This is a genomic window from Psychromarinibacter halotolerans (assembly GCF_029168315.1).
Classification (GTDB): Bacteria; Pseudomonadota; Alphaproteobacteria; order Rhodobacterales; family Rhodobacteraceae; genus Psychromarinibacter; species Psychromarinibacter halotolerans.
Genome location: NZ_JARGYD010000003.1, coordinates 334,968 through 358,850, shown reverse-complemented (window position 1 = coordinate 358,850; position 23,883 = coordinate 334,968). Strand labels below are relative to the sequence as shown.

The 23,883-nt window shown below is 66.9% G+C and carries 26 protein-coding genes; 11 read left to right on the top strand and 15 right to left on the bottom strand.

The genetic code is table 11. From position 1 onward, the window contains the following. Window positions 1-7 precede the first annotated feature (7 nt). From P1K30_RS10295 to sdhA, 4 genes are all read left to right on the top strand, one after another. Window positions 8-736 carry a DUF4344 domain-containing metallopeptidase gene (locus P1K30_RS10295; RefSeq protein ID WP_275632638.1) on the top strand — a complete coding sequence of 243 codons (729 nt, stop codon included), beginning with the start codon at window positions 8-10 and terminating at the stop codon, window positions 734-736. A 199-nt stretch (window positions 737-935) separates the two neighbouring features. Continuing rightward, complete coding sequence (sdhC, locus tag P1K30_RS10290; protein ID WP_275632637.1) at window positions 936-1,322, top strand: succinate dehydrogenase, cytochrome b556 subunit; 387 nt, start codon at window positions 936-938, stop codon at window positions 1,320-1,322. Between the two features lie 11 nt (window positions 1,323-1,333). Continuing rightward, the gene (gene sdhD / locus P1K30_RS10285; protein ID WP_275632636.1) at window positions 1,334-1,705 is read left to right on the top strand and encodes a succinate dehydrogenase, hydrophobic membrane anchor protein; all 372 of its coding nucleotides are present in this window, start codon (window positions 1,334-1,336) and stop codon (window positions 1,703-1,705) included. A gap of 10 nt (window positions 1,706-1,715) precedes the next feature. Beyond that, on the top strand, window positions 1,716-3,521 hold the full coding sequence (sdhA, locus tag P1K30_RS10280; RefSeq protein ID WP_275632635.1) for a succinate dehydrogenase flavoprotein subunit: 1,806 nt from the start codon (window positions 1,716-1,718) through the stop codon (window positions 3,519-3,521). 84 nt (window positions 3,522-3,605) lie between these two features. Here sdhA and P1K30_RS10275 read toward each other — a convergent pair whose 3' ends face one another. Continuing rightward, window positions 3,606-4,730 (bottom strand): glycosyltransferase, encoded by a 1,125-nt coding sequence (locus P1K30_RS10275; RefSeq protein ID WP_275632634.1) that lies wholly within the window; start codon window positions 4,728-4,730, stop codon window positions 3,606-3,608. 78 nt (window positions 4,731-4,808) lie between these two features. Between P1K30_RS10275 and P1K30_RS10270 the strand changes: the two genes are divergently transcribed. From P1K30_RS10270 to P1K30_RS10250, 5 genes are all read left to right on the top strand, one after another. After that, window positions 4,809-5,828, top strand: a complete 1,020-nt coding sequence (locus P1K30_RS10270) for a polysaccharide pyruvyl transferase family protein (RefSeq protein WP_275632633.1) — start codon at window positions 4,809-4,811, stop codon at window positions 5,826-5,828. A gap of 4 nt (window positions 5,829-5,832) precedes the next feature. Continuing rightward, window positions 5,833-6,615 carry a succinate dehydrogenase iron-sulfur subunit gene (locus P1K30_RS10265; RefSeq protein WP_275632632.1) on the top strand — a complete coding sequence of 261 codons (783 nt, stop codon included), beginning with the start codon at window positions 5,833-5,835 and terminating at the stop codon, window positions 6,613-6,615. A 93-nt stretch (window positions 6,616-6,708) separates the two neighbouring features. After that, window positions 6,709-6,909 (top strand): hypothetical protein, encoded by a 201-nt coding sequence (locus P1K30_RS10260; RefSeq protein WP_275632631.1) that lies wholly within the window; start codon window positions 6,709-6,711, stop codon window positions 6,907-6,909. Between the two features lie 251 nt (window positions 6,910-7,160). Continuing rightward, window positions 7,161-7,391, top strand: coding sequence for a hypothetical protein (locus tag P1K30_RS10255; RefSeq protein WP_275632630.1), 231 nt, complete (start codon window positions 7,161-7,163; stop codon window positions 7,389-7,391). A gap of 127 nt (window positions 7,392-7,518) precedes the next feature. Beyond that, the gene (locus tag P1K30_RS10250) at window positions 7,519-8,376 is read left to right on the top strand and encodes an urea carboxylase-associated family protein (protein ID WP_275632629.1); all 858 of its coding nucleotides are present in this window, start codon (window positions 7,519-7,521) and stop codon (window positions 8,374-8,376) included. A gap of 3 nt (window positions 8,377-8,379) precedes the next feature. Here P1K30_RS10250 and P1K30_RS10245 read toward each other — a convergent pair whose 3' ends face one another. The 12 genes from P1K30_RS10245 to gspG form a co-directional block, all read right to left on the bottom strand. Further along, window positions 8,380-9,591 carry a type II secretion system F family protein gene (locus P1K30_RS10245; protein ID WP_275632628.1) on the bottom strand — a complete coding sequence of 404 codons (1,212 nt, stop codon included), beginning with the start codon at window positions 9,589-9,591 and terminating at the stop codon, window positions 8,380-8,382. After that, complete coding sequence (locus P1K30_RS10240; RefSeq protein WP_275632627.1) at window positions 9,591-11,021, bottom strand: GspE/PulE family protein; 1,431 nt, start codon at window positions 11,019-11,021, stop codon at window positions 9,591-9,593. The genes P1K30_RS10245 and P1K30_RS10240 overlap by 1 nt, the downstream gene beginning before the upstream one ends. Window positions 11,022-11,122: 101 nt before the next feature. Then, window positions 11,123-13,054, bottom strand: coding sequence for a secretin N-terminal domain-containing protein (locus tag P1K30_RS10235; RefSeq protein ID WP_275632626.1), 1,932 nt, complete (start codon window positions 13,052-13,054; stop codon window positions 11,123-11,125). Next, window positions 13,041-13,907 carry a hypothetical protein gene (locus P1K30_RS10230; protein ID WP_275632625.1) on the bottom strand — a complete coding sequence of 289 codons (867 nt, stop codon included), beginning with the start codon at window positions 13,905-13,907 and terminating at the stop codon, window positions 13,041-13,043. Before P1K30_RS10230 ends, P1K30_RS10235 begins: the two co-directional genes overlap by 14 nt. A gap of 87 nt (window positions 13,908-13,994) precedes the next feature. Further along, entirely contained in the window at window positions 13,995-14,729 is a 735-nt protein-coding gene (gene gspN, locus P1K30_RS10225) for a type II secretion system protein N (protein ID WP_275632624.1), read from the bottom strand. Continuing rightward, a complete protein-coding gene (gene gspM, locus P1K30_RS10220; protein ID WP_275632623.1) occupies window positions 14,726-15,223 on the bottom strand; it encodes a type II secretion system protein GspM in 498 nt (165 codons plus the stop codon). Before gspM ends, gspN begins: the two co-directional genes overlap by 4 nt. After that, entirely contained in the window at window positions 15,220-16,350 is a 1,131-nt protein-coding gene (gene gspL / locus P1K30_RS10215; RefSeq protein WP_275632622.1) for a type II secretion system protein GspL, read from the bottom strand. The genes gspM and gspL overlap by 4 nt, the downstream gene beginning before the upstream one ends. Before the next feature lie 73 nt (window positions 16,351-16,423). Next, window positions 16,424-17,341, bottom strand: a complete 918-nt coding sequence (gspK, locus tag P1K30_RS10210; protein WP_275632621.1) for a type II secretion system minor pseudopilin GspK — start codon at window positions 17,339-17,341, stop codon at window positions 16,424-16,426. Continuing rightward, window positions 17,338-17,934 (bottom strand): type II secretion system protein GspJ, encoded by a 597-nt coding sequence (locus tag P1K30_RS10205; RefSeq protein WP_275632620.1) that lies wholly within the window; start codon window positions 17,932-17,934, stop codon window positions 17,338-17,340. The genes gspK and P1K30_RS10205 overlap by 4 nt, the downstream gene beginning before the upstream one ends. Then, entirely contained in the window at window positions 17,931-18,314 is a 384-nt protein-coding gene (locus P1K30_RS10200) for a type IV pilus modification PilV family protein (protein ID WP_275632619.1), read from the bottom strand. Before P1K30_RS10200 ends, P1K30_RS10205 begins: the two co-directional genes overlap by 4 nt. Then, on the bottom strand, window positions 18,305-18,745 hold the full coding sequence (locus P1K30_RS10195; protein WP_275632618.1) for a prepilin-type N-terminal cleavage/methylation domain-containing protein: 441 nt from the start codon (window positions 18,743-18,745) through the stop codon (window positions 18,305-18,307). The genes P1K30_RS10200 and P1K30_RS10195 overlap by 10 nt, the downstream gene beginning before the upstream one ends. Next, window positions 18,730-19,185, bottom strand: a complete 456-nt coding sequence (gene gspG / locus P1K30_RS10190) for a type II secretion system major pseudopilin GspG (protein ID WP_275632617.1) — start codon at window positions 19,183-19,185, stop codon at window positions 18,730-18,732. Before gspG ends, P1K30_RS10195 begins: the two co-directional genes overlap by 16 nt. A 169-nt stretch (window positions 19,186-19,354) precedes the next feature. Here gspG and P1K30_RS10185 point away from each other — a divergent pair, with 169 nt between their 5' ends. Beyond that, complete coding sequence (locus P1K30_RS10185; protein WP_275632616.1) at window positions 19,355-20,488, top strand: hypothetical protein; 1,134 nt, start codon at window positions 19,355-19,357, stop codon at window positions 20,486-20,488. 21 nt (window positions 20,489-20,509) lie between these two features. On the opposite strand, the gene P1K30_RS10180 is transcribed toward P1K30_RS10185, so the two are convergent. After that, the gene (locus P1K30_RS10180; RefSeq protein WP_275632615.1) at window positions 20,510-21,988 is read right to left on the bottom strand and encodes an NAD-dependent succinate-semialdehyde dehydrogenase; all 1,479 of its coding nucleotides are present in this window, start codon (window positions 21,986-21,988) and stop codon (window positions 20,510-20,512) included. Window positions 21,989-22,067: 79 nt separating this feature from the next. Here P1K30_RS10180 and P1K30_RS10175 point away from each other — a divergent pair, with 79 nt between their 5' ends. Further along, complete coding sequence (locus tag P1K30_RS10175) at window positions 22,068-22,862, top strand: alpha/beta hydrolase (RefSeq protein ID WP_275632614.1); 795 nt, start codon at window positions 22,068-22,070, stop codon at window positions 22,860-22,862. Between the two features lie 24 nt (window positions 22,863-22,886). Here the strand turns inward: P1K30_RS10175 and P1K30_RS10170 are convergent, their stop codons facing one another. Next, window positions 22,887-23,876 carry a P1 family peptidase gene (locus P1K30_RS10170; RefSeq protein WP_275632613.1) on the bottom strand — a complete coding sequence of 330 codons (990 nt, stop codon included), beginning with the start codon at window positions 23,874-23,876 and terminating at the stop codon, window positions 22,887-22,889. Between the last annotated feature and the right edge of the window lie 7 nt (window positions 23,877-23,883).

The window sequence follows — 23,883 nt, the reverse complement described above, 5'->3', positions numbered from 1 at the left end:
CATTGCCTTGCTTATTGCCCTTTGTCTCGCGGTGCCCGCCGACGCGGCCCGCCTGCGGCACGAACGCCAAGACTATCTTGACGCGAACCTGCGCGCGATCTTCTACCACGAGCTTGGCCATGCGCTGATCGACGTGATGAAGCTGCCGATCTTCGGGCAAGAGGAAGACGCCGCCGACGTGCTTTCGGTGTTCCTGATCGACGCGCTGTTCGACAACGACCTTGCGGTCGAGATGGCGTACCACACCGCGCGCGGTTTTCTGGGCGAAGCGAAGGTGAGGACCGGCGCCGAGCCCGCCTATTGGGATGTGCACGGCCCTGATCTGCAACGCTATTATACCTTCGTCTGCCTGTTCTACGGGGCAAAGCCGGGTCAACGGCGCGCGGTTGCGCGGGACCTTGAGCTGCCCGAACCGCGGCAGGCGACCTGCCGGGACGAGTACGAACAGGCGCGCGAAAGCTGGGGCGAGGTGATTAAGCAACTGTACGAGAACGGGCCGGGTAAATCGATCCGGTTCCTGACCGACCACCGCGTCGACGAATACGGCCGTTTCACCGCCGCCGTGATGCAGCAGGTGATCGACGAAATGAACGCCGAGATGTCGCTGCCGAAACGTGTGCTGGTGCGGGTCGAGGATTGCGGCACCGCCAATGCCTTCTACGACGGCAAGACCCGCGAAATCATCATGTGCACCGAGTTCGCGCGTTACCTTCACGACCTTGCGCCCAACCGCTGAGGACGTTGCGGGCCGGGATTCGGGGACGGATCGCCGTTAGCGCCCGTAATGTGATCACACGTTTGATTTCTGTGATCACAACGGGTGGGAAAACTGAAAATGCGGCAATTTTCCACCGTGCCTGCGCAGCATTCCTGCGTGACTTGGCCCGAAAATATACGCTATGGGAGGTCAGCCACTGCCACGCAAAGGAGCCGACATGCCAGAGAAACCTGTGGAACGGCCGCTTTCTCCATTCATGTTGGGGCAATACTATCGCCTCCAGATGACGTCGGTCAGCTCGCTGCTGACCCGGATCACCGGAAACGCCCTGATCGTCGCCGCCTTCCTGATCGTCTGGTGGCTTGTGGCCGCAGCGACCGGGCCGGATTACTTCGCCACCGCGAACGGGTTCATGACCTCTTGGTTCGGCGATCTTGTCTTCACCCTGTCCGCGCTGGGCATGTGGTACCACTATCTTGCCGGCCTGCGGCACTTCCTTTTCGACGCGGGCCACGGCCTCGAAGTCGAAACGGCGGAAAAGCTGGGCTGGGCCTGCATCATCGGCTCGGTCGTGCTGACCGTGCTGACCATCATCATCGTCTGACGGAGGCGTTCATGCGTTACCTGACCGCCCGCAAGCGCGCCGAAGGCAAAGGCGCCGCACATCACGGCACTGAACATCACTGGTACATGACCGTGTCCGGGGCCGGGCTGGCCCTACTGGTGCCGATCTTCATCTTCATCTTCGGGCGCGCCCTTGGCGGCAGCTATGAAGAGGTTGTCGCGACCTTTGCCCGCCCGTTCCCCGCCATCATCACCGGCCTCGTTCTTGTCGTCGGGCTGCGGCACTTCGTCAGCGGCTTCACGATGATGGTCGAAGATTACACCCACGGCTCCACGCGCAAACTGCTGGTGATCGGTGTGATCACAGTTTCCTACTTCCTCATGGCCGCCGGTCTCTTCGCGCTGGCCAAGCTCGCACTTTAAGGAGCATCCAATGGCCGCTTACGACTACGAGACGCATGACTATGACGTCGTGGTGATCGGGGCCGGTGGCTCCGGCCTGCGCGCCACGCTTGGCATGGCCGAGCAGGGCCTGCGGACCGCCTGCGTCACCAAGGTGTTCCCGACCCGGTCCCACACCGTTGCCGCGCAGGGGGGCATCGCTGCCTCGCTTGGCAACATGGGCCCCGACAGCTGGCAATGGCACATGTACGACACCGTGAAGGGGTCGGACTGGCTGGGCGACACCGACGCAATGGAATACCTTGCGCGTGAGGCGCCCAAGGCCGTGTACGAGTTGGAGCACTACGGTGTGCCATTCTCGCGGACCGAGGAAGGCAAGATCTACCAGCGTCCGTTCGGCGGCCACACCACCGAATTCGGTGAAGGCCCCGCGGTTCAGCGCACCTGCGCCGCCGCCGACCGGACCGGCCACGCGATTCTACACACGCTGTACGGCCAGTCGCTGAAGCAACAGGCCGAGTTCTACATCGAATACTTCGCCATCGACCTTCTGATGTCCGAGGACGGCGCCTGTCGCGGTGTTCTGGCGTGGAAGCTGGACGACGGCACGATGCACGTCTTCAACGCGAAGACCGTGGTGCTGGCCACCGGCGGTTACGGTCGCGCCTACTTCTCGGCCACCTCGGCGCACACCTGCACGGGTGACGGCGGCGGTATGGTGGCCCGTGCGGGCCTTGCGCTGCAGGACATGGAATTCGTTCAGTTCCACCCGACCGGCATCTACGGCTCGGGCTGCCTGATCACCGAGGGCGCCCGCGGCGAGGGTGGTTATCTGACCAACTCCGAAGGCGAACGGTTCATGGAGCGGTACGCGCCCCAGTACAAGGACCTTGCGCCGCGCGACTATGTCAGCCGCTCGATGACGATGGAGATCCGCGAAGGCCGCGGTGTGGGCGAACACGGCGACCACATCCACCTGAACCTGTCGCACCTGCCGGCCGAGGCGCTGGCGGAGCGTCTGCCGGGCATCTCTGAATCGGCGAAGATCTTCGCTGGTGTCGACGTGACCAAGGAACCGATCCCGGTTCTGCCGACCGTGCACTATAACATGGGCGGCGTTCCGACGAACTATTGGGGCGAGGTTCTGAACCCGACCGCCGAGGATCCGACCGCGATCGTTCCGGGCCTGATGGCCGTGGGCGAGGCCGGCTGTGCCTCGGTGCACGGCGCGAACCGCCTTGGTTCGAACTCGCTGATCGACCTCGTGGTCTTTGGCCGCGCCGCCGCGATCCGCGCCGGCAAGGTGGTCGATCCCGACACCGCCGTCCCGACCGCGTCCAAGGCCGCCATCGACAAGGCGTTCGACCGCTTTGATGCGGTGCGCAACGCCAACGGCGGCACCCCGACGGCAGACCTGCGCGACGAGATGCAGCGCACCATGCAGGCCGACGCGGCAGTGTTCCGCGCCAGCGACTCGCTGAAGGACGGCGTCGAGAAGATGACCGCCATCGCGGCCAAGCTGGACGACCTGAAGGTCACAGACCGTTCGCTGGTCTGGAACAGCGACCTGATGGAAACGCTGGAACTGACCAACCTGATGCCGAACGCGCTGGCCACCATCGTGGGCGCCGAAGCGCGCGAGGAAAGCCGTGGTGCCCACGCGCACGAGGATTTCCCCGAGCGCGACGACGACAAGTGGCGCGTCCACACCGTCAGCCGTGTCGACGGCAACAAGGTGGACCTAAGCTATCGTCCGGTCATCATCGATCCGCTGTCGACCGAGGAAGAAGGCGGCATCAGCCTGAAGAAGATCGCGCCGAAGGCGCGGACGTTCTGATCAGGGCGCTGCCGTGAGGGTGAGCCAACCTGCCTGCAGCGATGCTGCGAATGCCGGCCAGCGGCCGGCGTTCGGGCGCATCGTTCAAAGGCCGGTCAGGCCCATCCTGTCGCGCAGTGTCTCGATGGCGTGGTCGATGGTGAAGGACGCGCGAACCCGCGCGGCCGCCGCATCGCCAAGCCCCGCGCACATCGCCGGATCGGCCAGCGCGCGGTCAAGCACCTGTGCCATTGCCTCGGTATCGTGCTCGTCCACCAGCAGACCGCTGTCGCCGTCGATGACTGCCTCGGGGATGCCAGAGTGACGGGTCGACACCACGCACAAACCGGCCGACATGGCCTCGAGCACGGACACGGGCAAACCTTCGGTGTTGCCGTCCGGCGTGGTCACGGAATGCTGCAGGAAGATCGACGCCTCGGACATCATGCGCCGGACCGTGTCATGTGGCTGGACGCCGTGGAACACGACGCGGCCTTCGGGCAGATCCATGCCGGCGACTTCGGCCTTGCACTCTGCAAGGCGCGGGCCGTCGCCGATCACGTCCAGCCGGGCGTCCGGGTGATTGTCCGCGACGCGTGCGAAGGCGCGGATGCTGACCAGCGGGGCCTTCTTGTCGACCATGCGCCCCACCATGATGCACCGGCCCGGCACGCGGGCGGACATCGGGAACGCGTCGGGATCGACGCCGCAGGGCGTCACCGCGATCCGGTCGGCGGGGCATCCGACGGCGATCAGCTTGTCCGCGATAAAGCGGGACGGCGCGAAGAAGCCCTGCGCGCGGGCCCACAGATCGTCGTACAGCCGCAGCACCTTCGGGTCGGACAACACACGCGACGCGTCCCAGCCGTGGAAATGCACGAAGTAGCGCACGTCGCTGCGCCGTGCCGCGTCCAGAAGCTTGCAGGCGAAGACGCCGAATTCGCCCATCGCCACCTCGGTGCCGGTATCGCGGAAAAAGCGCGCCGCGTGCCGCGTGCGGCCAGCGTGCAGCAGGCCGACGGGAAGCGTCGTGCGCGACATCTCGGATCCCCCCGCGCCCAGCCGGCGCGGTCGGCGGCCGAGATCGGCCAGAACGGGGCCATCCAGCGGCGGTTCGGGTGCGGCGTCGTAGGTCACGAACGCGGTGTTGCCCGGCGCGATGCCACGGGCGTGCTGACGGATGAAGGTTTCCGAAGCCTGGTTGAAAGACCTGGCGGCGAGTGCGAACATTCCGGGGCTCCGAAGCAAGGCGGCATACTGATCCCACTTCGAAGCGCCGACATCAAGCCACGACAGACGGAGCGACGGGTGATCCGGCACGTACATCTCATCGATACATCGATCGCCTCTGACAATGTCGGCGACGAGATCATTGTGCAGGAATCCCGCAAGCATCTCGAAGGGCTGTTTCCGGGCGCCTACATCAGCAGTTCTGCCGGGCACGACGGCCTTGGCGCGTCCAGCCGCAAACTTGTGGCCGACGCGGATATCGCGCTGCTGTTGGGGTCGAACGCGTTGGCGCCGCATAACCAGCGCAAGAACAGGTTTGTCTGGCAGGTCACGCGGCGCGACATCCCCCTGCTGGCCGGGAAGGTCGTTCTGTTCGGCGTGGGCGCGAACCGGGATTTCGACCGCATTCATCCCCGGCAGGCGCGTCTGCTGAAGCGGCTGCTGTCCCGCGACTATGTGCATTCGCTGCGTGACGGGCTTGGCCTGAAGATCGTCGAGACACTTGGCCTTCGCGGGCTGAACACCTCTTGCCCGACGCTGTGGCGCTATGCCGATCAGGGTCCGAAAGTGCCGCAGGGCAAGGCGGACACGGTGATCTTCACGCTGACCGCACATAAGGCCGATCCGGCGGACGCCGCGATGCTGGATATCCTGCGGGCGCAGTACGACCGCCTGCTGTTCTGGCCGCAGCAGCCACGCGACGGCGACTATCTGACCAAGCTGGGCGATCACGGGATCGAACGTCTTGCGCCCTCGCTGGCCGCCTACGATGCCGCGCTGGCGGCGGGGCCCTGCGACGTCGTGGGAACGCGGCTGCACGGATCGATCCGGGGCCTTTCCCACGGGCGCCGTATCATCGTGGTTGCCATCGACAACCGCGCCCGCGAAATCGGCGCCGAAACCGGCCTGCCGACCGTCGCGCGGGCCGAGCTTGCCGATCGCCTGCCTGCGCTTGTCGCGGGCGCGTTCGAAACGAACATCTCTCTGCCGCGCGATGCGGTGCGGTCCTACCTAGAACAGTTCGGCGATCCCGATGTCGCCGCGCCCGAAAACACCCGCGCCGCCCTCAGCGCGACCAGTCAACCGAAAGGGGTCTGATCTCATGGTCCAACTCACTCTCCCCAAGAACTCCCGTATCCGTACCGGCAAGACCTGGCCGAAACCCGAGGGCGCCACGAACGTCCGCGAGTTCAAGATCTATCGCTGGAACCCCGATGACGGTGAGAACCCGCGCGTCGACACGTACTTTCTAGACATGGACAAGTGCGGTCCGATGGTTCTGGACGCGCTGATCAAGATCAAGAACGAGATCGACCCGACCCTGACCTTCCGCCGGTCCTGCCGTGAAGGCATCTGCGGGTCCTGCGCGATGAACATCGACGGGATCAACACGCTGGCCTGCATCTACGGGATGGAGGATATCAAGACCCCGGTGGTCAAGATCTACCCGCTGCCGCATATGTCGGTGATCAAGGACCTGATCCCCGACCTGACGCATTTCTACGCGCAGCACGCCAGCATCATGCCGTGGCTCGAGACCAAGACGAACCGGCCGCAGAAGGAATGGAAGCAGTCCATCGAGGACCGCAAGAAGCTGGACGGCCTGTACGAATGCGTCATGTGCGCGTCGTGCTCGACGTCCTGCCCGTCCTACTGGTGGAACTCGGACCGCTATCTTGGGCCGGCTGCCCTGCTGCACGCGTATCGTTGGATCATCGACAGCCGCGACGAGGCGACCGGCGAGCGCCTGGACGACCTTGAAGATCCGTTCAAGCTGTACCGCTGCCACACGATCATGAACTGCGCCAAGACCTGCCCCAAGGGTCTGAACCCGGCGGCGGCGATCGCCGAGATCAAGCGCATGATGGTCAACCGGATCGTCTGAGCTAGCTGACACGACATCCAAGGGCCGTTCCGAAGTACCGGGGCGGCCCTTTGTCTTTCCGATCCCGTTGACCGGGATGCTGCAGGTGTCGCCGTGATCTTCTTCATCTTTCTCGCCATCGGCGTTGTCTTCTATCTCTGGTGGAAGCGAACCTACACGACGCTGAGTCGCGATTGCCGCTGGCGGCAGGACAAACCGGCGGGCGACTGGCACTGCGTTGCCTGCGGTGCGCGCACTGTTCCGCCCCCGAACCAATCGCCGCGGCACTGTTTGCGCTCGGATCGCACCGGCTGATCCCGTCTTGCTGACCTGATTGTTACAGCCTTGCCACAGGTTCGGCGGGTTCGCGCCTGACTCTGACCGGATTTCAGCCTGCCGCCGGGGGGTAAGGATTTTGTGACTTTGCCGGAATCACAAGCCGTGGCTACTTGGAGGAAAGAGCAGAACAAAAACAAACGGTGATCTTAATGATTGCAATCAGAGAAACCTCTCGCGCGTTCCGGTTCTTGCCGCGCCGCGCAGCCTTGGTTCCGAGCCCCCGGACCGTGGCAAAGACTTCAGGCTTCGACGGCGACCTTGTCCGCGAGCAGTGGCAGACGATCTACGCCTTCTGCACGCAAGACGAACTGGAGCTGGAATTGAACCGGCTCCAGCGCGAGCGGGCGGCGATGCGCGACTGCGAGACGACCGAGAAGCGCGCCAAGCGCATCAACCGGATCCGCACCGAGCTTGTCGATGCCCGGCTTGCTCTGCTGACGTCCCGCGCGGACGGCTAACCGGCCTTTGTATCTGCGCCGGTGCTTTACGCGCCGGGGCGGATCGTCCTAGATCGGCCTCGCAACACGCGGTGCCGGATGTCCTGTCGCGCCGTACACCGGATCTTGGGACAGTAGGGGCACCGCGATGACCGACAGACAAAGCCACCCGCCCGCCGACGCCGAGGCGCGCCGCGCGATCGCACCGGTCGTGGCGTATCCCGATACATCGTTGCCGCCGCCGGATCTTGCGCTGTACACCCGCGCCCGCGAAGGCGCCACGCTGGTGGCCGAGACGGTTGCCGCCCCCCGCGAGGCCGCAACCTTCCGGGTGCCGGCGGGGCATTTCTTTCGGATCACCTCGATTCAGGGGCCGCAGGTCGGGGACCTGAACCTGTGGGCGGCGAACGATCTGTCGGAACGCTTCTTCTCGGGCAAGACCCGCGCCCTGCACGGTACGCATGTCACCACCGGCGACAGGTTGTGGAGCTGCTTTCCCTATCTTCGCCCGATGGCGACGATCACCGAGGATACGCTGGCGTGGTACGGCACCGACCCGCACGGCGGGCGCGTGCACGACGTCATCGGGACGCGCTGCGACCCGTACACGCACCACCTGCTGGCCGGGGACGACTATCACCACTGCTGCCATTCCAACCTGTCCCGCGCGCTGGCGGCCGAGACCGGGATGCCTGTGACAAAGGCCGAGCTGCTGGTTCACGACGTGCTGAACGTCTTCATGTGCACCGGTTTCACTGCCGACACGGGGCAATACTTCATGAAGGCCAGCCCGGTGCGGCCCGGCGATTACCTAGAGTTTTTTGCCGAGATCGACCTGTTGGGCGCGCTGTCGGCCTGTCCCGGCGGCGACTGTTCCGCCGAACATTCCAGCGACACCGCTGCCTGCTATCCCCTGTTGATCCAGGTGTTCGAGCCTGCGGGCGGCGCGCTGCAGGGATGGACGCCCGCGACGATGAATGGCTACGACCGCAGCCACGGTCTTTGACCGTTACTGCATCACCGCCGATTGCAGGTCGAAGATCGGCAACAGCACCGCCAGCACGACGATCAGGACGAAGCCGCCGACCACCATCATCAGCACCGGGTCAAGGATCGCGGCCAGCCGCTTGCGGTCGTTCGCCAGCCACGTCTCGACAAGGATCGCGGCGCGTTCGGCCATCGGGGCCAGCCGGGCCGAGTCTTCTCCGACGCGGATCAGTTGCAGCGCGACCGGAGGCAGGATCGGAAGCCGCCGCAGCGCCGCGCCAAGGCTTTCGCCCTGCCGGACGGCGGTGACGACCGCGTCGGCCTCGGCGCGGTGGGTCGACACATCGACGACCTCTGCCGCCCCCGTGGCCGCGTTCAGCGCGGTCTGGCGGCTGCCCAGCACGACCGACAGGGTCCGCAGGTACTGTGCCGCGATGGCCATCCGCTTCAGCCGTCCGAACACCGGCACCTTCAGCCCGGCGCGCCGCATCCGGTCGCGGCTGGACGGGACGCGCCATGCGGCAACCACGGCCAGCACCGCGGCGACCAACGCGGCGGACAGGCCGATCCAGTGCGTTTCGATCCAGCCTGATACGGCCAGCACCGTTCGCGTAATGCCGGGCAGCGGCTGGCCGGTGACTTCGAACATCCCGACCAATTCAGGCGCGACCGTCGTCACGAGAATGGCGCAGACCACCAGCGACACGGCGGCGACGAAGCCGGGATAAACCAGCGCCGTCGCGATTTCCGCGCGGTTCGCGCCTTGCGCTTCCAGATAGTCGGCCAGCCCGCCGAACACCGCCGCCAGTTCGCCCGATCCTTCACCTGCCCGAAGGCTGGACGCGTAGTAGGGCGCGAACCCGGCGCGGCTGGTCTCGATGGCGTCCGACAGCGGGTAGCCTTCCAGCGTGGCCGCCTTCAGTTGCGCGGCGAAGGCCTGCATCGCCTTCGACCCGTCACTTTCTATGACGGCGTCCAGCGCCTTTTCGACCGGCAGATCGGCGGCCAGCAACACCGCCATCTGGCGGGTGAACAGCGCGCGTTCGTCGGCGTCCAGCCGTGCCCCGCGGCGGGCTGTCCGGTTGGGGCCAGTGTCGGCCCGCGCTTCGATCTCCGAGGCCATCAGGCCCTGTGCCTTCAACGCGTCGAAGGCCGCCTTCTCGGAATCCGCGACCAGCGTCCCGGTCCGGCGCTGGCCTTTCGCGGTATAGGCGACGTAGGCGAAGGGCTGCACTAGAGGTCGCCCAGAACTCGGCGGACCTCGGCAAGGCTGGTCGCGCCTTCTGCCGCCAGCGCAAGGCCCTGCGCCAGAAGCGAACCGTCCTTCGGGATCGCCATCTTGCGCAGCTCCAGTTCGCTGGCGTTCTCGCCGATCCGGGCCGACAGCGCCTCGTCGACCTCGACGATCTCGAACACGCCTTGCCGCCCGGCAAAGCCGGTGCCGCCGCAGGTGTCGCAGCCATCGGCGTGGCGCAGGGTTTCGGGCGGCTCCAGCCCGGCGGCGCGGAACAGGGCGGCTTCGTCGGGGGTCGTTGGCGCCGTGGTGGCGCAGGTGCACAGCCGCCGCAAAAGGCGCTGCGCAAGGATGCCGCGCAGGGTCGCGGCGATCAGGTAGTTGTCCAGCCCAAGGTCGCGCAGCCGGGTGACGGCGGCGACCGAGTTGTTCGCGTGCAGCGACGAGAAGACAAGATGCCCGGTCAGCGACGCCTGTGCGGCGACCTGCGCCGTCTCGCCGTCGCGGATCTCTCCGACAAGGATCACGTCGGGGTCCTGCCGCAGCGTGGCGCGCAGCCCGGCGGCGAAGGTCATGCCGATCTCGGCGTTGGTCTGGGTCTGGCTGATGCCGGGCAGGTGATACTCGATCGGGTCCTCGACCGTGACGATGTTGCGCCGCCCGTGGTCCGCAAGCTGCAACAGCGAGTACAGCGTGGTGGTCTTGCCCGATCCGGTCGGCCCGGTCGCCAGCACGATCCCGTCGGGACGGTCGGCAAGGCGGCGCAGCACGGCCTCTTGCGCGGGTTTCAGCCCCAGCGCGTCCAGCGGCAACAGGCCCGAGTGCCGGTCCAGCATCCGCAGCACCACGCGTTCGCCGAACTGGCCGGGCAGGGTAGAGATACGCACGTCGATGTCGCGCCCGCCATAGCGCAGGCCGATGCGTCCGTCCTGCGGCAGGCGGGTTTCCGAGGTGTCGAGCCCGGCCATCACCTTTAGCCGCGACACCACGCGTTTCACCGGCACGTCGTCGCGGTCCATGACGCTGCGCAGCATGCCGTCGACACGGACCCGCGCCCGCAGCCCGCCTTCGTGCGGTTCGACATGCAGGTCCGATGCCGTGGCGCGGACGGTGCGGCGCAACAGCTGGTTCACCAGTTCGATCACCGGTGCCTCGGTCGCGTCTTCCAGCAGGTCGCGCAGCCCGGGACCGTTGCGGGTTTCAAGGTCGAAAGACAGGTCGGCTTCACCATCCTCGGCGCCCTGCCGATAGTGCGCGTTCAGCAGCGCATCGAAGGCGGCGGCGTCCAGCGTTTCGACGGCAAGCGGGCGGCGCATCCGGCGGCGGGCCTCGCGCAGGCCGAACGCGGTGGCGCCGGGGCCGCACAGCAGGCGGTCGCCTTGCAGTACTAGCTGCTGGTCGCGGGCAAAGACGAAGGGCAGGTCGGCCATGTCGGGACTTTACCGCAGGCGCGGCGCGCTAGGCGAGGGGGAACAGAATTTTCGCGAAAATTCTGGTGCCTCCGGCGGGGATATTTTCAGACCAAAGATGCTTACGGCGCGTTGAATTCCAGCCGCGACGGCAGCGGCGGGAAGGTGCGGGTGCGCGCGTAGGGGTCGATGAAGCCTGCGTCGAACGGCTGGTTCAGGTTGGCGCCGTCGAACGGAAAGCTGGAGGGCGGCATGTTCGGATAGCGGTCGTCCGGGTTCGGCTTGATCGCGTCCGACGCGCGCCGGGCGTCCAGCGCCAGTTCGGCGGTCAGGCGGTGTGCGTCCTCGTCGTTGTGCACGACGCGGGGGCGCAGCAGCAAAAGCAGCACGCGCTGATCGCGGTTAACCGAACGGCCCCGGAACAGGTTGCCGAACAGTGGCAGGTCCTTCAGGCCCGGCACGCCCTGGTTCTGGGCGCCAGAGCCGTTTTCCAGCAGACCGCCCAGCATGATGACGCGGCCGTCGCCGACAAGCACGTTGGTGTTCAGCGTCCGCTTCGAGGTGATCTCGCCCCCCGCTGCAGAGGTCGAATTGGTAAGGTTCGAGACCTCTTGTTCGATCGACATCCGCACCGTCGCATCGCCGGTGATCTGCGGGGTGACGCGCAGGGTCAGGCCGACGTCCTCGCGTTCGATGGTCTGGAACGGCTGGTCGGGCAGGGCGCTGTCGCCGACGGTGGAATAGCTGCCGGTGACGAAGGGCACCGACTGCGCCACGACGATCTCGGCCTCTGTGTTGTTCAGGGTCAGCACCGAGGGGGTCGACAGCAGCCGGGCCGAAGTCGATCCGGTCAGCGCGGTGATGAACCCGAGGAAGCCGTCGTCGCCGTTCTGCCGTCCGACGCCAAGCACACCGCCCTGACCGGGGCTAAGCACGTTGCCGTCGATGGCGGCGGACACCAGCGAGGTCAGCGACGGGCGGCCGCCGATCGAAAACTCGGCCCCGCCGAACAGCGCGTTGTTCAAAAGCGCGCCGAACTGGGCCGACAGGTCCGACAGGGTCTGCACCGAAAGCTCGAAGATGACCGCTTCGACCAGCACCTGGCTGGGACGCTGGTCCAGTCGGCGGATCGCGGCGGTGATGGTGCCGATGCGGTCGGCGGGGGCGGTGATCAGCAGCGAGTTGGTCTGCGGCTCGGCGACGATGGTCACCTCGCCCGGCTGATCCTGCGCGCCGGCCAGAACCGACCGGGCGATGACCGATTCCAGTTCCACCGCGTCGGCGTAGTTCAACGAGACGACGGCGGTCGAGACGGACCGTTGCGGCGTGTCGAGCTGGGTCACCACCTGCCGGATGCGGCTGCGGAATTCGTCGTTGCCGGACACCACGATGGCGTTCGACCGCTGGTCGGCGGACAAGCTGCCGCCGGGCGGCACGATGTCCAGCGATTGCAGCGTTGCAAGGATCTCGGTCGCGATGGAATGGCTAAGCCGGATCGTTTCGATCGTCTGGCCTGCCGGTCGGTCAAGCTGGTTGATCAGCCGGTCGATGCGGTCGATGTTTTCGCGCCGGTCCGAGATGACCAGAAGGCTGGACTGGTCGATGGTGGACACCACCGCCTCTGCCGGAAGCAGCGGGCGGATGACGTCGACCACCTGCGGCAGCGGGATGTTGCGGATCGCGAAGACGCGCGTCTCGAACGCGCCGCCAGCGGTCCGAACCCGTTCGCCGGGCGCCAATTCGCGGGCAAGGTCCAGCGGCACGATGCGGTCGACCTGCTGACCCTCGATGATGGTCAGCCGGTTAAGTTCCAGCACGTTGAGGAAGACTTCGTACAGCGCGGCGGAATCCACCGTGCCCGGTGCGATCACGGTCACGGTGCCCTGCACGCGCGCGTCCAGGGTGAAGTTCCTGTTGGTCGCCTCTGCTACGATTTCGACGAAGCTGCGCAGATCGGCGTCCCGAAGGTCGAGAGCGATCTGGGCACGTGCGGTCGAAAGCGTTGCGCATATCAGCGCGAGGGCGACAAGGACTGCTCTGCTAACCTTGCCCAAGGTTGACCTTTATGATCTGGCGGGTTCCATCGCGAAGGATTTCAAGGTCGATGGTCCCGCCTTGCGTTATGGCGTCTGGCAGATGTGCCAGCAGGTCTGGATTCTCCACCATCGACCCATTGATGCGCAAGATTTTATCGCCTGTGCGCAGTCCGATGCGCTCATAAAGCTCGCCCTGTCGTATCCAGACAACATCCAGCGCACTGGTTCCGTCGTCTTCGTCGGTCATCACAAGGCGTCCGGCGGCCTCGAAGGTGCGCTGCAGAAACCGGCGATCCATTCGTTCGATGGTCACGTCGACCTCTCCCAGCGTCTCTGGGGGCGCAGCAGGTTCTGTGGGCGTGATCGTCATGAACAGGCTGCTGTCGGTGCGGTACACCGGGATCAGCTGTGGCAGTCCGCGCCATGTGATCCAGACGCCCTTGTCGTCGATCCGTTCGACGATCTCGCCGCCGTCCAGTTCGTCGCCGACCCGGATCAGCTGTTGCAAGCCACCGGCCGACACAAGCGCCCAGCCTTCGCGGTCGCCCGCGACGATGCCGGCGAGGATATAGTCATAGCGGATTTCCGGTTCGGGTTCGGGGGCTGGTTGCGGCGCTGGTTCAGGCGCCGGTGCGGCGACGAGTTCCGGGGCAGGCTCGGGGTCCGGCGCCGGGGGCGGCACCGTGCCGAACACCTCGGGCCACTGCGGCGACAGGGTCGGCGCCGCCGCCAGTTCGACCGCAACGCCCGCCGGTTCAGGCGCTACGAAACTGGTTGGTTCCGGGGCTGTCGCGGTCAGCGCGACGCCGCCCGCCGTCACGCCAAGCGCGGCGACAGAGGCATACAGTGCGATGTTCGACAGGACGGTCATGGCTGAAACGGCTCCGGGGTCCGCCAATGCATTAGGAAACCGGCGATTTCATGTCTATCATCGTTTGCGGCTTGGGGCCATTCCCGCTCAGCGTGTGGCTTGCGATCCCTCGATCACCCATCCGCTGCCCTCTGGGCGACCGACCCGGTCGAGGATCGCGACCATTTCCGAGGGAAGCGCGCCGGTGTCCTCGATCCGCACGACATAGGTCACGATATCGCTGTCTATCGTACCTTCGGCTTCCGCCTCGACGGGGGCTGCGCCGTCGGGAAGGGCAAGTTCGGCGGTCCAGCTGCCGTTTTCGGCAAGCGTGGCGCGCAGCGGGCCGTCGCCAAGATCGGTTCCGGCGATGCTGATGCCGACCGCTTGGGCGGTGATCTCGCCCGTCACCACAGGGGCATCCGCCGTCCCGCCGAGGTCGACCACGCCGATCGCGCCGCTTATGTCGCCGGTCAGGCCGACGACACCCGGGGCCAGCGCGGCGACCGGCATATGGCCGTCGGTGATCCGGGCGCGCAGCGGCGTGGGCCAGAACGGCACCGCCACCCGCGCCGACGCGTCGATGTCGGTGCCGTGCAGCCGGACGTCCCATTGCCAGCCGCTGCTGTCGGGTAGCCGCGCGATCCATGACAGCCTGAGACCGGCGACCGGCACTTCTTCGGGAAGGATCGCGGTGCCTCGGCGAACGGTCGAGTCCGGGGTAATCGCGTCGGTCCATCCGGGAAGCGCCGTGGCCGACCGCAGGTGGTGCATCCGCCCTTGCCACGCCAGCGCCGCCAGCAGGCCCACGACGAAAATGACCAGAAGGACAAGCGTCCTCATTCCGTGGGCTCCAGCGAAAACGCGGCGCGGGCAAGGCCGGGCGTATCGCGCTCTAGCCGGAACGCCGCTACGTCATAGCCCCAGCCGGGTGCGACGTTGGCGAGCCACGCGATGAGATCGGTGAAAGGCACCGGGCCGAAGCCAAGTTCGATGCCGCCGCCATCGCGGTTGGCAAGTTCCGTGACGCTGTCGCGCAGCCCGGCGGCGACAAGGCTTTGTTCCAGCGCGCTCAGACCCATCGGGGGGGCGGTGTCGGGCAGGCCCGCATCGCTCAGGCCGGATGGAGGCAGGTCGGTCACGCGGGCGGCAACCCAGTCGCGCAGCGTCTCGGCTTCGGCCACGTCGGCGCGGGCCTCGGCCCGGGCGCCAAGCAGGGGCATCGCGACAAGGAACAGCACGGCCAGCGGCACGATCACCGCCGCAAGTAGGGCAAGCAGGATGCGTTCGCGATCCGAAAGCTGCGACAGGCGATAGCTGATACGGTCCATCGTCATGCCCCCGCCGGGTCCAGCCGCAGTCGGGCCGAGACGCCACCGCCGGACCGCACGCCGGTGTCCTGCTGCTCGACCTCGAACCCGGCGGACTGCAGGTCGGCCACGATCTGTTCCAGCGTGGCGAAATCACGAAGGGCGATGGACGCGACCAGACCGGTTTCGGGTTGCCACGCGATTGACTGCAACTCGATGCCATCACCGGTCAGCCACGGAGCGGCGGTCTGGAACAGCAACAGCGCGTCGGGGTCCGGCGCATCGGGTGCGGCGGCCTCGGCCAATGCGCGCTCGACCTGCGCGCGGATGTCGAGGATCGGGCCGCTGGGCACGAAATGCGTGCGCACCATAGCCATCGTATCGTCCTGAGCGGCGCGGGCGCGGGCGGCAAGGTCTGCGGTTTCCCACGCGATGCCGCCCAGCCAGACCGCAAGCGCCAGCGCCGCCGCCACTGCGGGGGCGGCCCACCTGCGCAAGCGGGCGCGGATCCGGTCGAAGCCGGCCTGCGGTGGGGTCATCAGGTCCAGCCCGGCCGTCGCTTGGGCCCAGCCCAAGGGTGCGGCGTTGCCCGCAGCCTGCAGCGCGGCGGCGTCGTGGTGGACCGGCACGCCGATCGCGGCGATGGCGGCGTCGACGGCGGCATCCGGGGCGCCAAGGCGCAGCACCGCTTCGGGCGGCGCGGCATCCGCCAGCAGCAACGCGGCAAGGTCGGGTTCCGCGCTGAAGCCGTCCGTTTCGCCCAGCCGGGCGCGGACCATGCCGTCCTCGACCAAGACGGTCCAGACGCGGGCGTGGCAGGGCAGGGCGGCAAAGTCGGGCAACAGCGCGGTGCAACCGGGCATCAGCCGCGACCGCCAGTCCGCAAGCTGGCCGGCATCCGCGACCACGGCGCGGTCCCAGCCAGAGGCGGTGCGCAGGCAGGGCCGGATCTCGACCGTCTCAGAGGGCAGTCCCAGCGCCTCGGCCAGCAGCCGACGGCCGACGCGCTCGCGCGCGATGCCTTTCAGCGTGTCGGGCAGATCGACTGGCAGCAACGGCGTGTCGGCGCCGGGCACAAGCGCGACGTGCGGCCCGCGCGGCGCCTCTCCGTCGTCCAGTCGCCACAACGCGGGCTGTCCCTGTCCCCGTTTCACGCGTGTTCTCCGTCTGCCTGCGGTTGCGGCTGCCTGTCCGCAGGTCGCACTATGGGCGCAAGGCGCGGCGGCTTCAATCGGGCAGCGCCCAGCGAAGGACGACCCGTGGCTGTGCGTCGTCCAGGTCTACCCGGTGCAGGATCACGCGGCGCGACGCGGTGCGGCCCTCGTGCTCGGCGTGAATGTCGGCGGCGAACCAGCGGCTGGTGACGGTCATGCGGTCCAGCGGCAGGTCCGACAGATCCTCGGTTTCCAGCACCGCGATGGTCAGGTCGCGCAGTTCTTTCAGGTGCTCGATGGGGCCGTCGCGGTCGGGGCGCAGGAACTCTGCCCGGACGTCCGCGGGAAAGGGGGCCAACAGCGCCGCCAGCACGGCGGGCGGCGCGGTGTTCAGGTTGACGCGGCTGTCCCACGGCAGTGCGGCGGCGTAATCGGACAGGGTGGCGAAGGACGCGGCGTCGAAGCCGTTGACGATGCGCAGCGCCTCGAGCGTCGGCGCGGGGCCGCCGCGCGGCTGCACGGGGAAACTGCGCCGCAGATAGGTAGGCAGGCTGCGCGGCCCGCCGGGCGCGAGGTAGTCACGCAGTTCGTCCAGCAAGGGCAACGGCAGTTCGATCTGCTGAAACAGCCGCGTGAAGGCGTCCTTAACCATCTCGTCCTCGGACCCGGCCAGCCAGTTGACGTTCATGCGGCCCTGAAGATCGGTGATCCGGATCCGGACTTGCCCGTCGCCGATGCGGTAAACGTGGGTCTCGGCTGCCCAGTCCTGACCGGGGTGGACGATCTGCCCGTCGCGGCCCGCCTCGGCCAGCAGCATCTGCACAAGGTTCTCGGCCGCGTCCAAATGGTGGTCCAGCCGTTCCGCGTCCTGCACCGACACGGCGCGCATCATCGCCGCGCCGGACCGGGTCAGCAGCGTGGCCGAGACAAGCGCCAGCACCAACACGACGATCAGGGCGTTCAGCAGGACGATGCCGCGATCATTCCTCATCGCAGGGCCACCACCGTGGCGATCATGCCCAGCGTGCGGTGATCGAGCGTGACGCGTATGGCGTCGGGCAGCGTGTCGGTGTCCGCGTCCGGTTTCGGATAGCCGACCGTCCAGCCATCCGCCGCGTCATAGCCTTCCACGGTCAGCGAGGTGACGTCTTCGAACACCGTGACCTGCGGGCTTTCCAGCCGGACGTCGCCGGGGATCAGGGCGGGCCAGTGTTGGCGCGTGACGACGCCCGTCACCGGGTTCAGCGCCCATGTCACGCGGGCTTGCACCGGGCTTGCGCCGTCGAAACCCGGCTGGCCGCCAAGGCTAAGCGCGAACCGCGATTGCCGGGCGGGCGCGTCGAAGGCGGGCAGCGGCAGGTTGCCGGGCGGGTAGAAGGGCAGGGCGATGGCGGCGCCAAGGTCGTTGCGCAAAAGCGCAAGGCCATAGGCAAGGTCGGCACTTGCCTCGCTTGTTTCGGCCATACGCGCGTCGGACCGGACCGCCTGCGCGATGACCTGCGCCCCGATCAGCGCAATCACCGCGAAGATCGCCATGACGACGACAAGCTCCAGCAGCGTGAGACCTCTGTCCCGCCCGCTCATTGCGTGGCCTCTGGGGCCTCGGGCAGCACGTAGGTGACCACCGATGCGCCGGGAAGCCCGTCCGCGCTGGCAGTGACCGTTGCCTCGACGAAACCGCCGGCGGTGGCGGTTCCGGTCACTTCGATCCGCCAGTCCCACGGGCCCATCGCTACCACGTCCGGCAATGCGCTGCCCGCCGCCATGCCCAGCAGCCGAAGTTCTTCCGCGCGGTTCAGGGCGGCGTGCCGGGCCATCAGGCGCGGGGACTCTTCGCCGATCACCCGGCTGGCCTGCCCCAGCCCGCGAAAGCCTGCGGCGACGCCGATCGACAGGATCAGCACCGCGATCACCACCTCGATCAGGCTAAGGCCCGTATCGTGATCTGTGCGTCTCAGCCGCATTCCAGCGCGCTCCAGCCGTCGGCCTCGCAACTGCGCATCCCGTCGGCACTGCCGAACCGCACAGAGACGGGAGTGCTGCGGCCGTCGGGAAGGAAGGTGACGACGGCGCCGGGTTCGAAGGGGCGCTGAATGCGCACCGGGCCTTGCCAGTCGCCTCCGGTTCCGTCCGCCTGCCAGATGCCATCGACGCGGCGCATCCGGCGAAAGCCGCTGTCGTTCAGTTCCAGCCCCAGCACCTGCCGCCCCAGCACCGCCTGTTCGCGCAGGCTTTCATGCAGCGTGGCGAAACGGCTCCAGTCTTGGCCGCGCGCCATGCGGGGGCGGTTGGTGCCAAGGGTGACGGTCAGGGTCAGCACGGACAGGATCGCCACCACGACGACCAGTTCGACGAGGGTAAAGCCCCGGTCGCCGGGCGTCACTCGCGGTTCCATGTCCCGATGTCCGCATCCGGCCCGTCACCCCCCTGCGTGCCGTCCGCGCCGAAGGTGAAGATGTCGAACTCGCCATGCACGCCGGGCGACAGGTACTGATAGTCGTTGCCCCACGGGTCTTTCGGCAAACGCTCGATATAACCGCCGTCGGACCAATTGGCCGGGGCCGGTTCGCCAGAGGGGCGCGTCACCAGAGCCTCTAGACCCTGTTCGGTGGTGGGGTATCGGAAGTTGTCCAGCTTGTAGAGGTTCACCGCGCTTTCCAGCGCCGCAAGGTCCGTCTGGACCCGCACGACGCGGGCCTGATCCGGGCGGTTGATCACACGGGGCACGATCACCAGTGCAAGGATCGATAGGATCACCACGACCACCATCAGTTCAAGCAGCGAGAATCCCGCGTCCTCGCGGTCTGCGTCAGGTGCAGTGGCGGGGTGATCCATGTTGAAGCGTCCCGGAAACAGTATTGTCTTCGAGACCTAGCAAGTAAGGTACGGGGCCTCAACGACCAAGGAGTCCCGTGAACGCCCAAAAAGGTCAGGGATGCCCGACCTGACAATTTCGTTTGGCATCGGGCAATCTGCGGCTAGGGTGACCGAACAGGGAGTATTCATGCGGCAATTGTTTCTGCACATCGGACAAGAGCGCACAGGGTCTGGTTTCCTGCAGTCGGTTCTTGCTCGCTCTGCCGACGTGCTTGCGGCCGGTGGGATCGAATATCCCGGCGGCGACGAAAGCGCCGTGGTCGGCAACGGGATGCGGCTGGCCAAGATCAGCGAAGCGGGCCACCGTTTCGACGCCGACAAGGTCCTGTTCAGCCACGTCGGGCTGTCCGGCCTGTTGCAGGACGTCGCGTTCCGCTCTCGGTTGCACCGCATCTGCGAGAAAAACGACATCGGCGCCGTCAAGATCCTGATGTTCATCCGCGACCCCGTTGCCCATGCCGAAGCGATGTACCAGCAAGAGATCCGCCGGCGCGGCGCCAGCTATGATCCGGCCGAAGGCTTTCGGCGGTTCCGGCAGCCGGCGCTGGCGCGGAAATTGCTGGAAACCGATCTTGGGCTGCCCGATGTCGAGTGGACGGTGCTGAACTACGACCGCCACCGGGACAGCCTGCGCGGCAGGCTGGCCCGGTTTCTTGGCAAGAAGCCCGGTTTCTTCACGGACCCCGGACGCGGGGTGGTGAACCGGGCGATGACGCGGGGCGAACTGGCGCTTTTGCGCGCGGTCAACGGCAAGGTGCGCGGCGGCGCGGCCGCGCTTGGAGAGGCGCTGGCCGACCGACTGCCCGAAGTGACCCCCGACCGGCATTTTCCGACCGTCGAGGTGCAGGAAGCGATGATCGAACGCTTGCGGGCCGACATCGATGCGGTGAATGCGCTGATCCCGGTGGAAGAGGCGTACCGCATCAACTACGTGAAGCGGCCTCGCCGCTGGCCGGTGCAGGAACTCGACGCCGAACAGATCGCCGTTGCCGGTGAAGTTCTGGGCCGCGCTATCGGCGACACGCAGCGGGCGAATCTTGTCCTGCGGACAGAGGTCGCGCTGCTGAAGGCGCGGATGATGTTGGACCGGGACCAGCCCGTGCAGGCGCAGGACGAACTAGACCGTGTGCAGACGCTGCTGGAACGGATGGCGAAGTTCGTGGAACTCGACCAGCAGCACCGTCGCTTCACCTCGCGGCTGCAGCGTCTGACGGGCCGCATCCGTGCCGGTGATGCAGAAAAGGAAAAGCGGCTGCACTAAGCCGCTTTTCCGGTTTGGGCGTCAGACGCTCATGCAGATGTATTTCATCTCGAGATAGTCCTCGATCCCGTGGCTGGACCCTTCGCGGCCAAGCCCCGACTGCTTGACGCCGCCGAACGGCGCGACCTCGGTCGAGATGATGCCGGTGTTCACGCCGACAATGCCGTATTCCAGCGCCTCGGCCACCTTGTACACGCGGGACAGGTCCTTGGCGTAGAAGTACGACGCGAGCCCGAAGATCGTGTCGTTCGCCATGTCGATCACCTCGTCCTCGTCCTTGAAGCGGAACAGCGGGGCGAGGGGGCCGAAGGTCTCCTCCGTCGCGAACTTCATCGACGTGTCCGCGCCGGTGATGACGGTGGGTTCGTAGAACAGCGGGCCCGCGTCATGCGGCGCGCCGCCGTAGATCACGCGCGCGCCTTTTTCCGACGCATCGACGACGTGCTCTTTCACCTTCGCTACGGCTTTCTCGTCGATCAGCGGCCCGAAATCGGTGCCCTCGACAAGCCCGTCGCCGGTCTTGCGCTGTTTCAGCGCTTCGACCAGCTTTTCCGCGAATTTGTCATAGACGCCGTCCTGCACGTAGATCCGGTTGGCGCAGACGCAGGTCTGGCCGTTGTTGCGGAACTTGCACATCATCGCGCCCTCGACCGCCGCGTCGATGTCGGCATCGTCGAACACGATAAAGGGCGCGTTGCCGCCCAGCTCCATCGAGCACTTCATCACCTGATCGGCGGCCTGCCGCAGCAGGATGCGCCCCACCTCGGTCGAGCCGGTGAAGGACAGCTTGCGCACGACGGGGTTCTCGCAGAATTCCTTGCCGATGTCGGACGCCGCTTCGGACGGGATCACCGACAGCAGGCCCTTCGGCAGCCCGGCACGTTCCGCCAGCACCGCCAGCGCCAGTGCCGACAGCGGCGTTTGCGACGGCGGGCGAACGACCATGGCACACCCGGCTGCCAGCGCCGGGCCGACCTTGCGGGTGATCATCGCGTTCGGGAAGTTCCACGGGGTGATGGCGGCGCAGACGCCGATCGGCTGCTTGATGACCGTCAGCCGCTTGTCGGGCTGGTGGCCGGGAATCGTCTCGCCGTAAACGCGGCGCGCTTCTTCCGAGAACCACTCGATGAAGGACGCGCCGTACATGATTTCTCCCTTCGCCTCGGGCAGGGGCTTGCCCTGTTCGGCGGTCAGGATGGTGCCAAGGTCATCGGCATTCTCGACGATCAGGTCGAACCATGCGCGCATCAGGTTCGAACGATCCTTTGCGGTGCGCTTCGCCCATTCCTTCTGCGCGGTCTCGGCGGCCGCGATGGCGCGGGCGGTCTCGGCGCGGGACAGGTCGGCGACCTTGATCAGAACGTCCCCGCGGGCGGGGTTGGTCACGTCGAAGGTCGTGCCATCGTCCGCGTCGATCCACTCGCCCGCGACATAAGCCTTGCCGGTCAGCAAAGAGGAATCCTTCAGCAGGCCGGAGAGATCGGTGGTTGAATCTAGCATCAAGGGATCCTTTCGAAGGTCTGGCTAGCGTGACGCTTTCCCAAGGCTATAGAGTGCAGTTAACAACAGGGGCAAGAGCATGAACCTCACAGACGCCTACGAGAACGGGGCCTATATTCCCGGGTCCGCGCAATACCCTCCGCGGTGGACGGCGCTTGCCAGCGCCTTCCGCGAAACGATGGGGAACAGCGCGGAATGCGACATCAGCTATGGGCCGGGAACGCGGCAAGCGTTCGACCTGTTTCACCCAGAGGGTACACCGAAAGGTTTGGTGGTCTTCGTTCACGGTGGGTACTGGCGCCGGTTCGACCGGACCTTGTGGTCGCACCTTGCCGGGGGGCCGCTGGCGCAAGGATGGGCGGTGGCGATGCCGTCCTACACGCTGGCGCCCGACGCGTGGATTTCCGAGATCACGGTCGAGATCGCGACGGCGGTCGCGGCTGCGGCGGCGCGGGTGAACGGGCCGATCGTGGTGACGGGGCACTCTGCCGGCGGGCATCTGTCTGCGCGGATGCGCTGCCGGGACGTGGCGCTGCCGGACGCGGTTGGCCGGCGTCTGGAACGGGTGGTGCCGATCTCGCCACTGTCCGACCTGCGCCCGCTGATGCAGACCGAGATGAACCGGGACCTGCGGCTGCGTCGGGAAGAGGCGGCGTCGGAAAGCCCGGCGCTGATTCACACCCTGCGGGATACGGAAACGATCATCTGGGTCGGCGGCGCCGAGCGGCCTGCGTTCCTGGATCAGGCGCGCTGGCTGGCCGACGCGTGGCCCGGAAGCGCCCTGTACATCGACGAGGGCCGGCACCATTTCGACGTGATCGACGGTCTGGCCAAGAAGGACAGCGCCCTGACCCGCGCGGTGGTCGGGGGCTAGCCCGGCTCGGCAAGGCCGGATCCGTCAAGCGAAGCGGTCTTGCCACGTTGGGAAGGGGTCGGCCTTTGCGCCGGTCGCGTGAAAGACGCCGCGCGCGATGGCGCGGGACAGGCACAGCGCGGCCGCGTGCCCGATCTCCAGCAGGTCGCCCGCCGGGTCGGCAAGCGCGCGTGCGCCGGTCGCCGCCGCGAACACCAGATCGCCGTCCGACGGGGTGTGGCTTGGCACAAGCGCCCGGGCCATGCCGTCATGCGCGGCGGTGGCCACCCGGGTCGCCTGCGCCTGATCCAGCGCGGCGTCGGTGGCGACGATGGCGATGGTCGTGGCAGCGTTGCGCAGCCCGTGCTTGGTGGCGAACGGCAGCGGATCGTATGCGGCGGCCGGCCCCCGCCCGCCGAATTCATCGCCCAGCTCGAACGGGGCGGCCCAGAAATGCGGGCCGTCGTCCACCGTGGCGCTGCCAAGGGCATTGACCACCACAAGCGCCCCGACCGTCACACCGGACGGCAGCACGACCGAGGCCGAGCCAAGCCCGCCCTTCAGCCCTGCCGTGGTGGCGCCGGTCCCGGCCCCCGCCGTCCCAAGGTCGAAGGTGTCAGAAGCTGCGGACAGCGCGGCCTCGCCAAGCGCGGGATAGGGGTTCACGGACCAGTCCTTGTCACCGCCGTTCACAAGATCGAACACGATGGCCGCCGGGACGATCGGCACGATTTGTCCGGCGACATCAAGCCCTTGGCCGCGCGCTCGCATCGCGTCGGCCACGCCGGACGCCGCCGACAGTCCCAGCGCGGACCCGCCCGACAGAACCAGTGCATGGACCTGCTGCACTGTTCGGTCCGGGGCCAGAAGATCCGTCTCGCGCGTGCCGGGCGCCCCGCCCATGACATGAACCGCCGCCGTGAAGGGCTGCTTGGACGTCAGAACGGTGGTTCCGGTCTTGACCGCATGATCCTCGGCGTTGCCGACCACAAGGCCCGCGACGTCGGTGATCAGGTTAAGGGGGCCGGGTTTCATGCAGCGG

Coding starts and splice junctions, on each gene's coding strand:
- sdhC (WP_275632637.1), top strand. CDS start 936: ATGCCAGAGAAACCTGTGGAACGGCCGCTTTCTCCATTCATGTTGGGG.
- sdhD (WP_275632636.1), top strand. CDS start 1,334: ATGCGTTACCTGACCGCCCGCAAGCGCGCCGAAGGCAAAGGCGCCGCA.
- sdhA (WP_275632635.1), top strand. CDS start 1,716: ATGGCCGCTTACGACTACGAGACGCATGACTATGACGTCGTGGTGATC.
- P1K30_RS10275 (WP_275632634.1), bottom strand. CDS start 4,730: ATGTTCGCACTCGCCGCCAGGTCTTTCAACCAGGCTTCGGAAACCTTC.
- P1K30_RS10265 (WP_275632632.1), top strand. CDS start 5,833: ATGGTCCAACTCACTCTCCCCAAGAACTCCCGTATCCGTACCGGCAAG.
- P1K30_RS10250 (WP_275632629.1), top strand. CDS start 7,519: ATGACCGACAGACAAAGCCACCCGCCCGCCGACGCCGAGGCGCGCCGC.
- P1K30_RS10240 (WP_275632627.1), bottom strand. CDS start 11,021: ATGGCCGACCTGCCCTTCGTCTTTGCCCGCGACCAGCAGCTAGTACTG.
- P1K30_RS10230 (WP_275632625.1), bottom strand. CDS start 13,907: ATGACCGTCCTGTCGAACATCGCACTGTATGCCTCTGTCGCCGCGCTT.
- gspN (WP_275632624.1), bottom strand. CDS start 14,729: ATGAGGACGCTTGTCCTTCTGGTCATTTTCGTCGTGGGCCTGCTGGCG.
- gspM (WP_275632623.1), bottom strand. CDS start 15,223: ATGACGATGGACCGTATCAGCTATCGCCTGTCGCAGCTTTCGGATCGC.
- gspK (WP_275632621.1), bottom strand. CDS start 17,341: ATGAGGAATGATCGCGGCATCGTCCTGCTGAACGCCCTGATCGTCGTG.
- P1K30_RS10205 (WP_275632620.1), bottom strand. CDS start 17,934: ATGAGCGGGCGGGACAGAGGTCTCACGCTGCTGGAGCTTGTCGTCGTC.
- P1K30_RS10200 (WP_275632619.1), bottom strand. CDS start 18,314: ATGCGGCTGAGACGCACAGATCACGATACGGGCCTTAGCCTGATCGAG.
- P1K30_RS10195 (WP_275632618.1), bottom strand. CDS start 18,745: ATGGAACCGCGAGTGACGCCCGGCGACCGGGGCTTTACCCTCGTCGAA.
- gspG (WP_275632617.1), bottom strand. CDS start 19,185: ATGGATCACCCCGCCACTGCACCTGACGCAGACCGCGAGGACGCGGGA.
- P1K30_RS10185 (WP_275632616.1), top strand. CDS start 19,355: ATGCGGCAATTGTTTCTGCACATCGGACAAGAGCGCACAGGGTCTGGT.
- P1K30_RS10180 (WP_275632615.1), bottom strand. CDS start 21,988: ATGCTAGATTCAACCACCGATCTCTCCGGCCTGCTGAAGGATTCCTCT.
- P1K30_RS10175 (WP_275632614.1), top strand. CDS start 22,068: ATGAACCTCACAGACGCCTACGAGAACGGGGCCTATATTCCCGGGTCC.
- P1K30_RS10170 (WP_275632613.1), bottom strand. CDS start 23,876: ATGAAACCCGGCCCCCTTAACCTGATCACCGACGTCGCGGGCCTTGTG.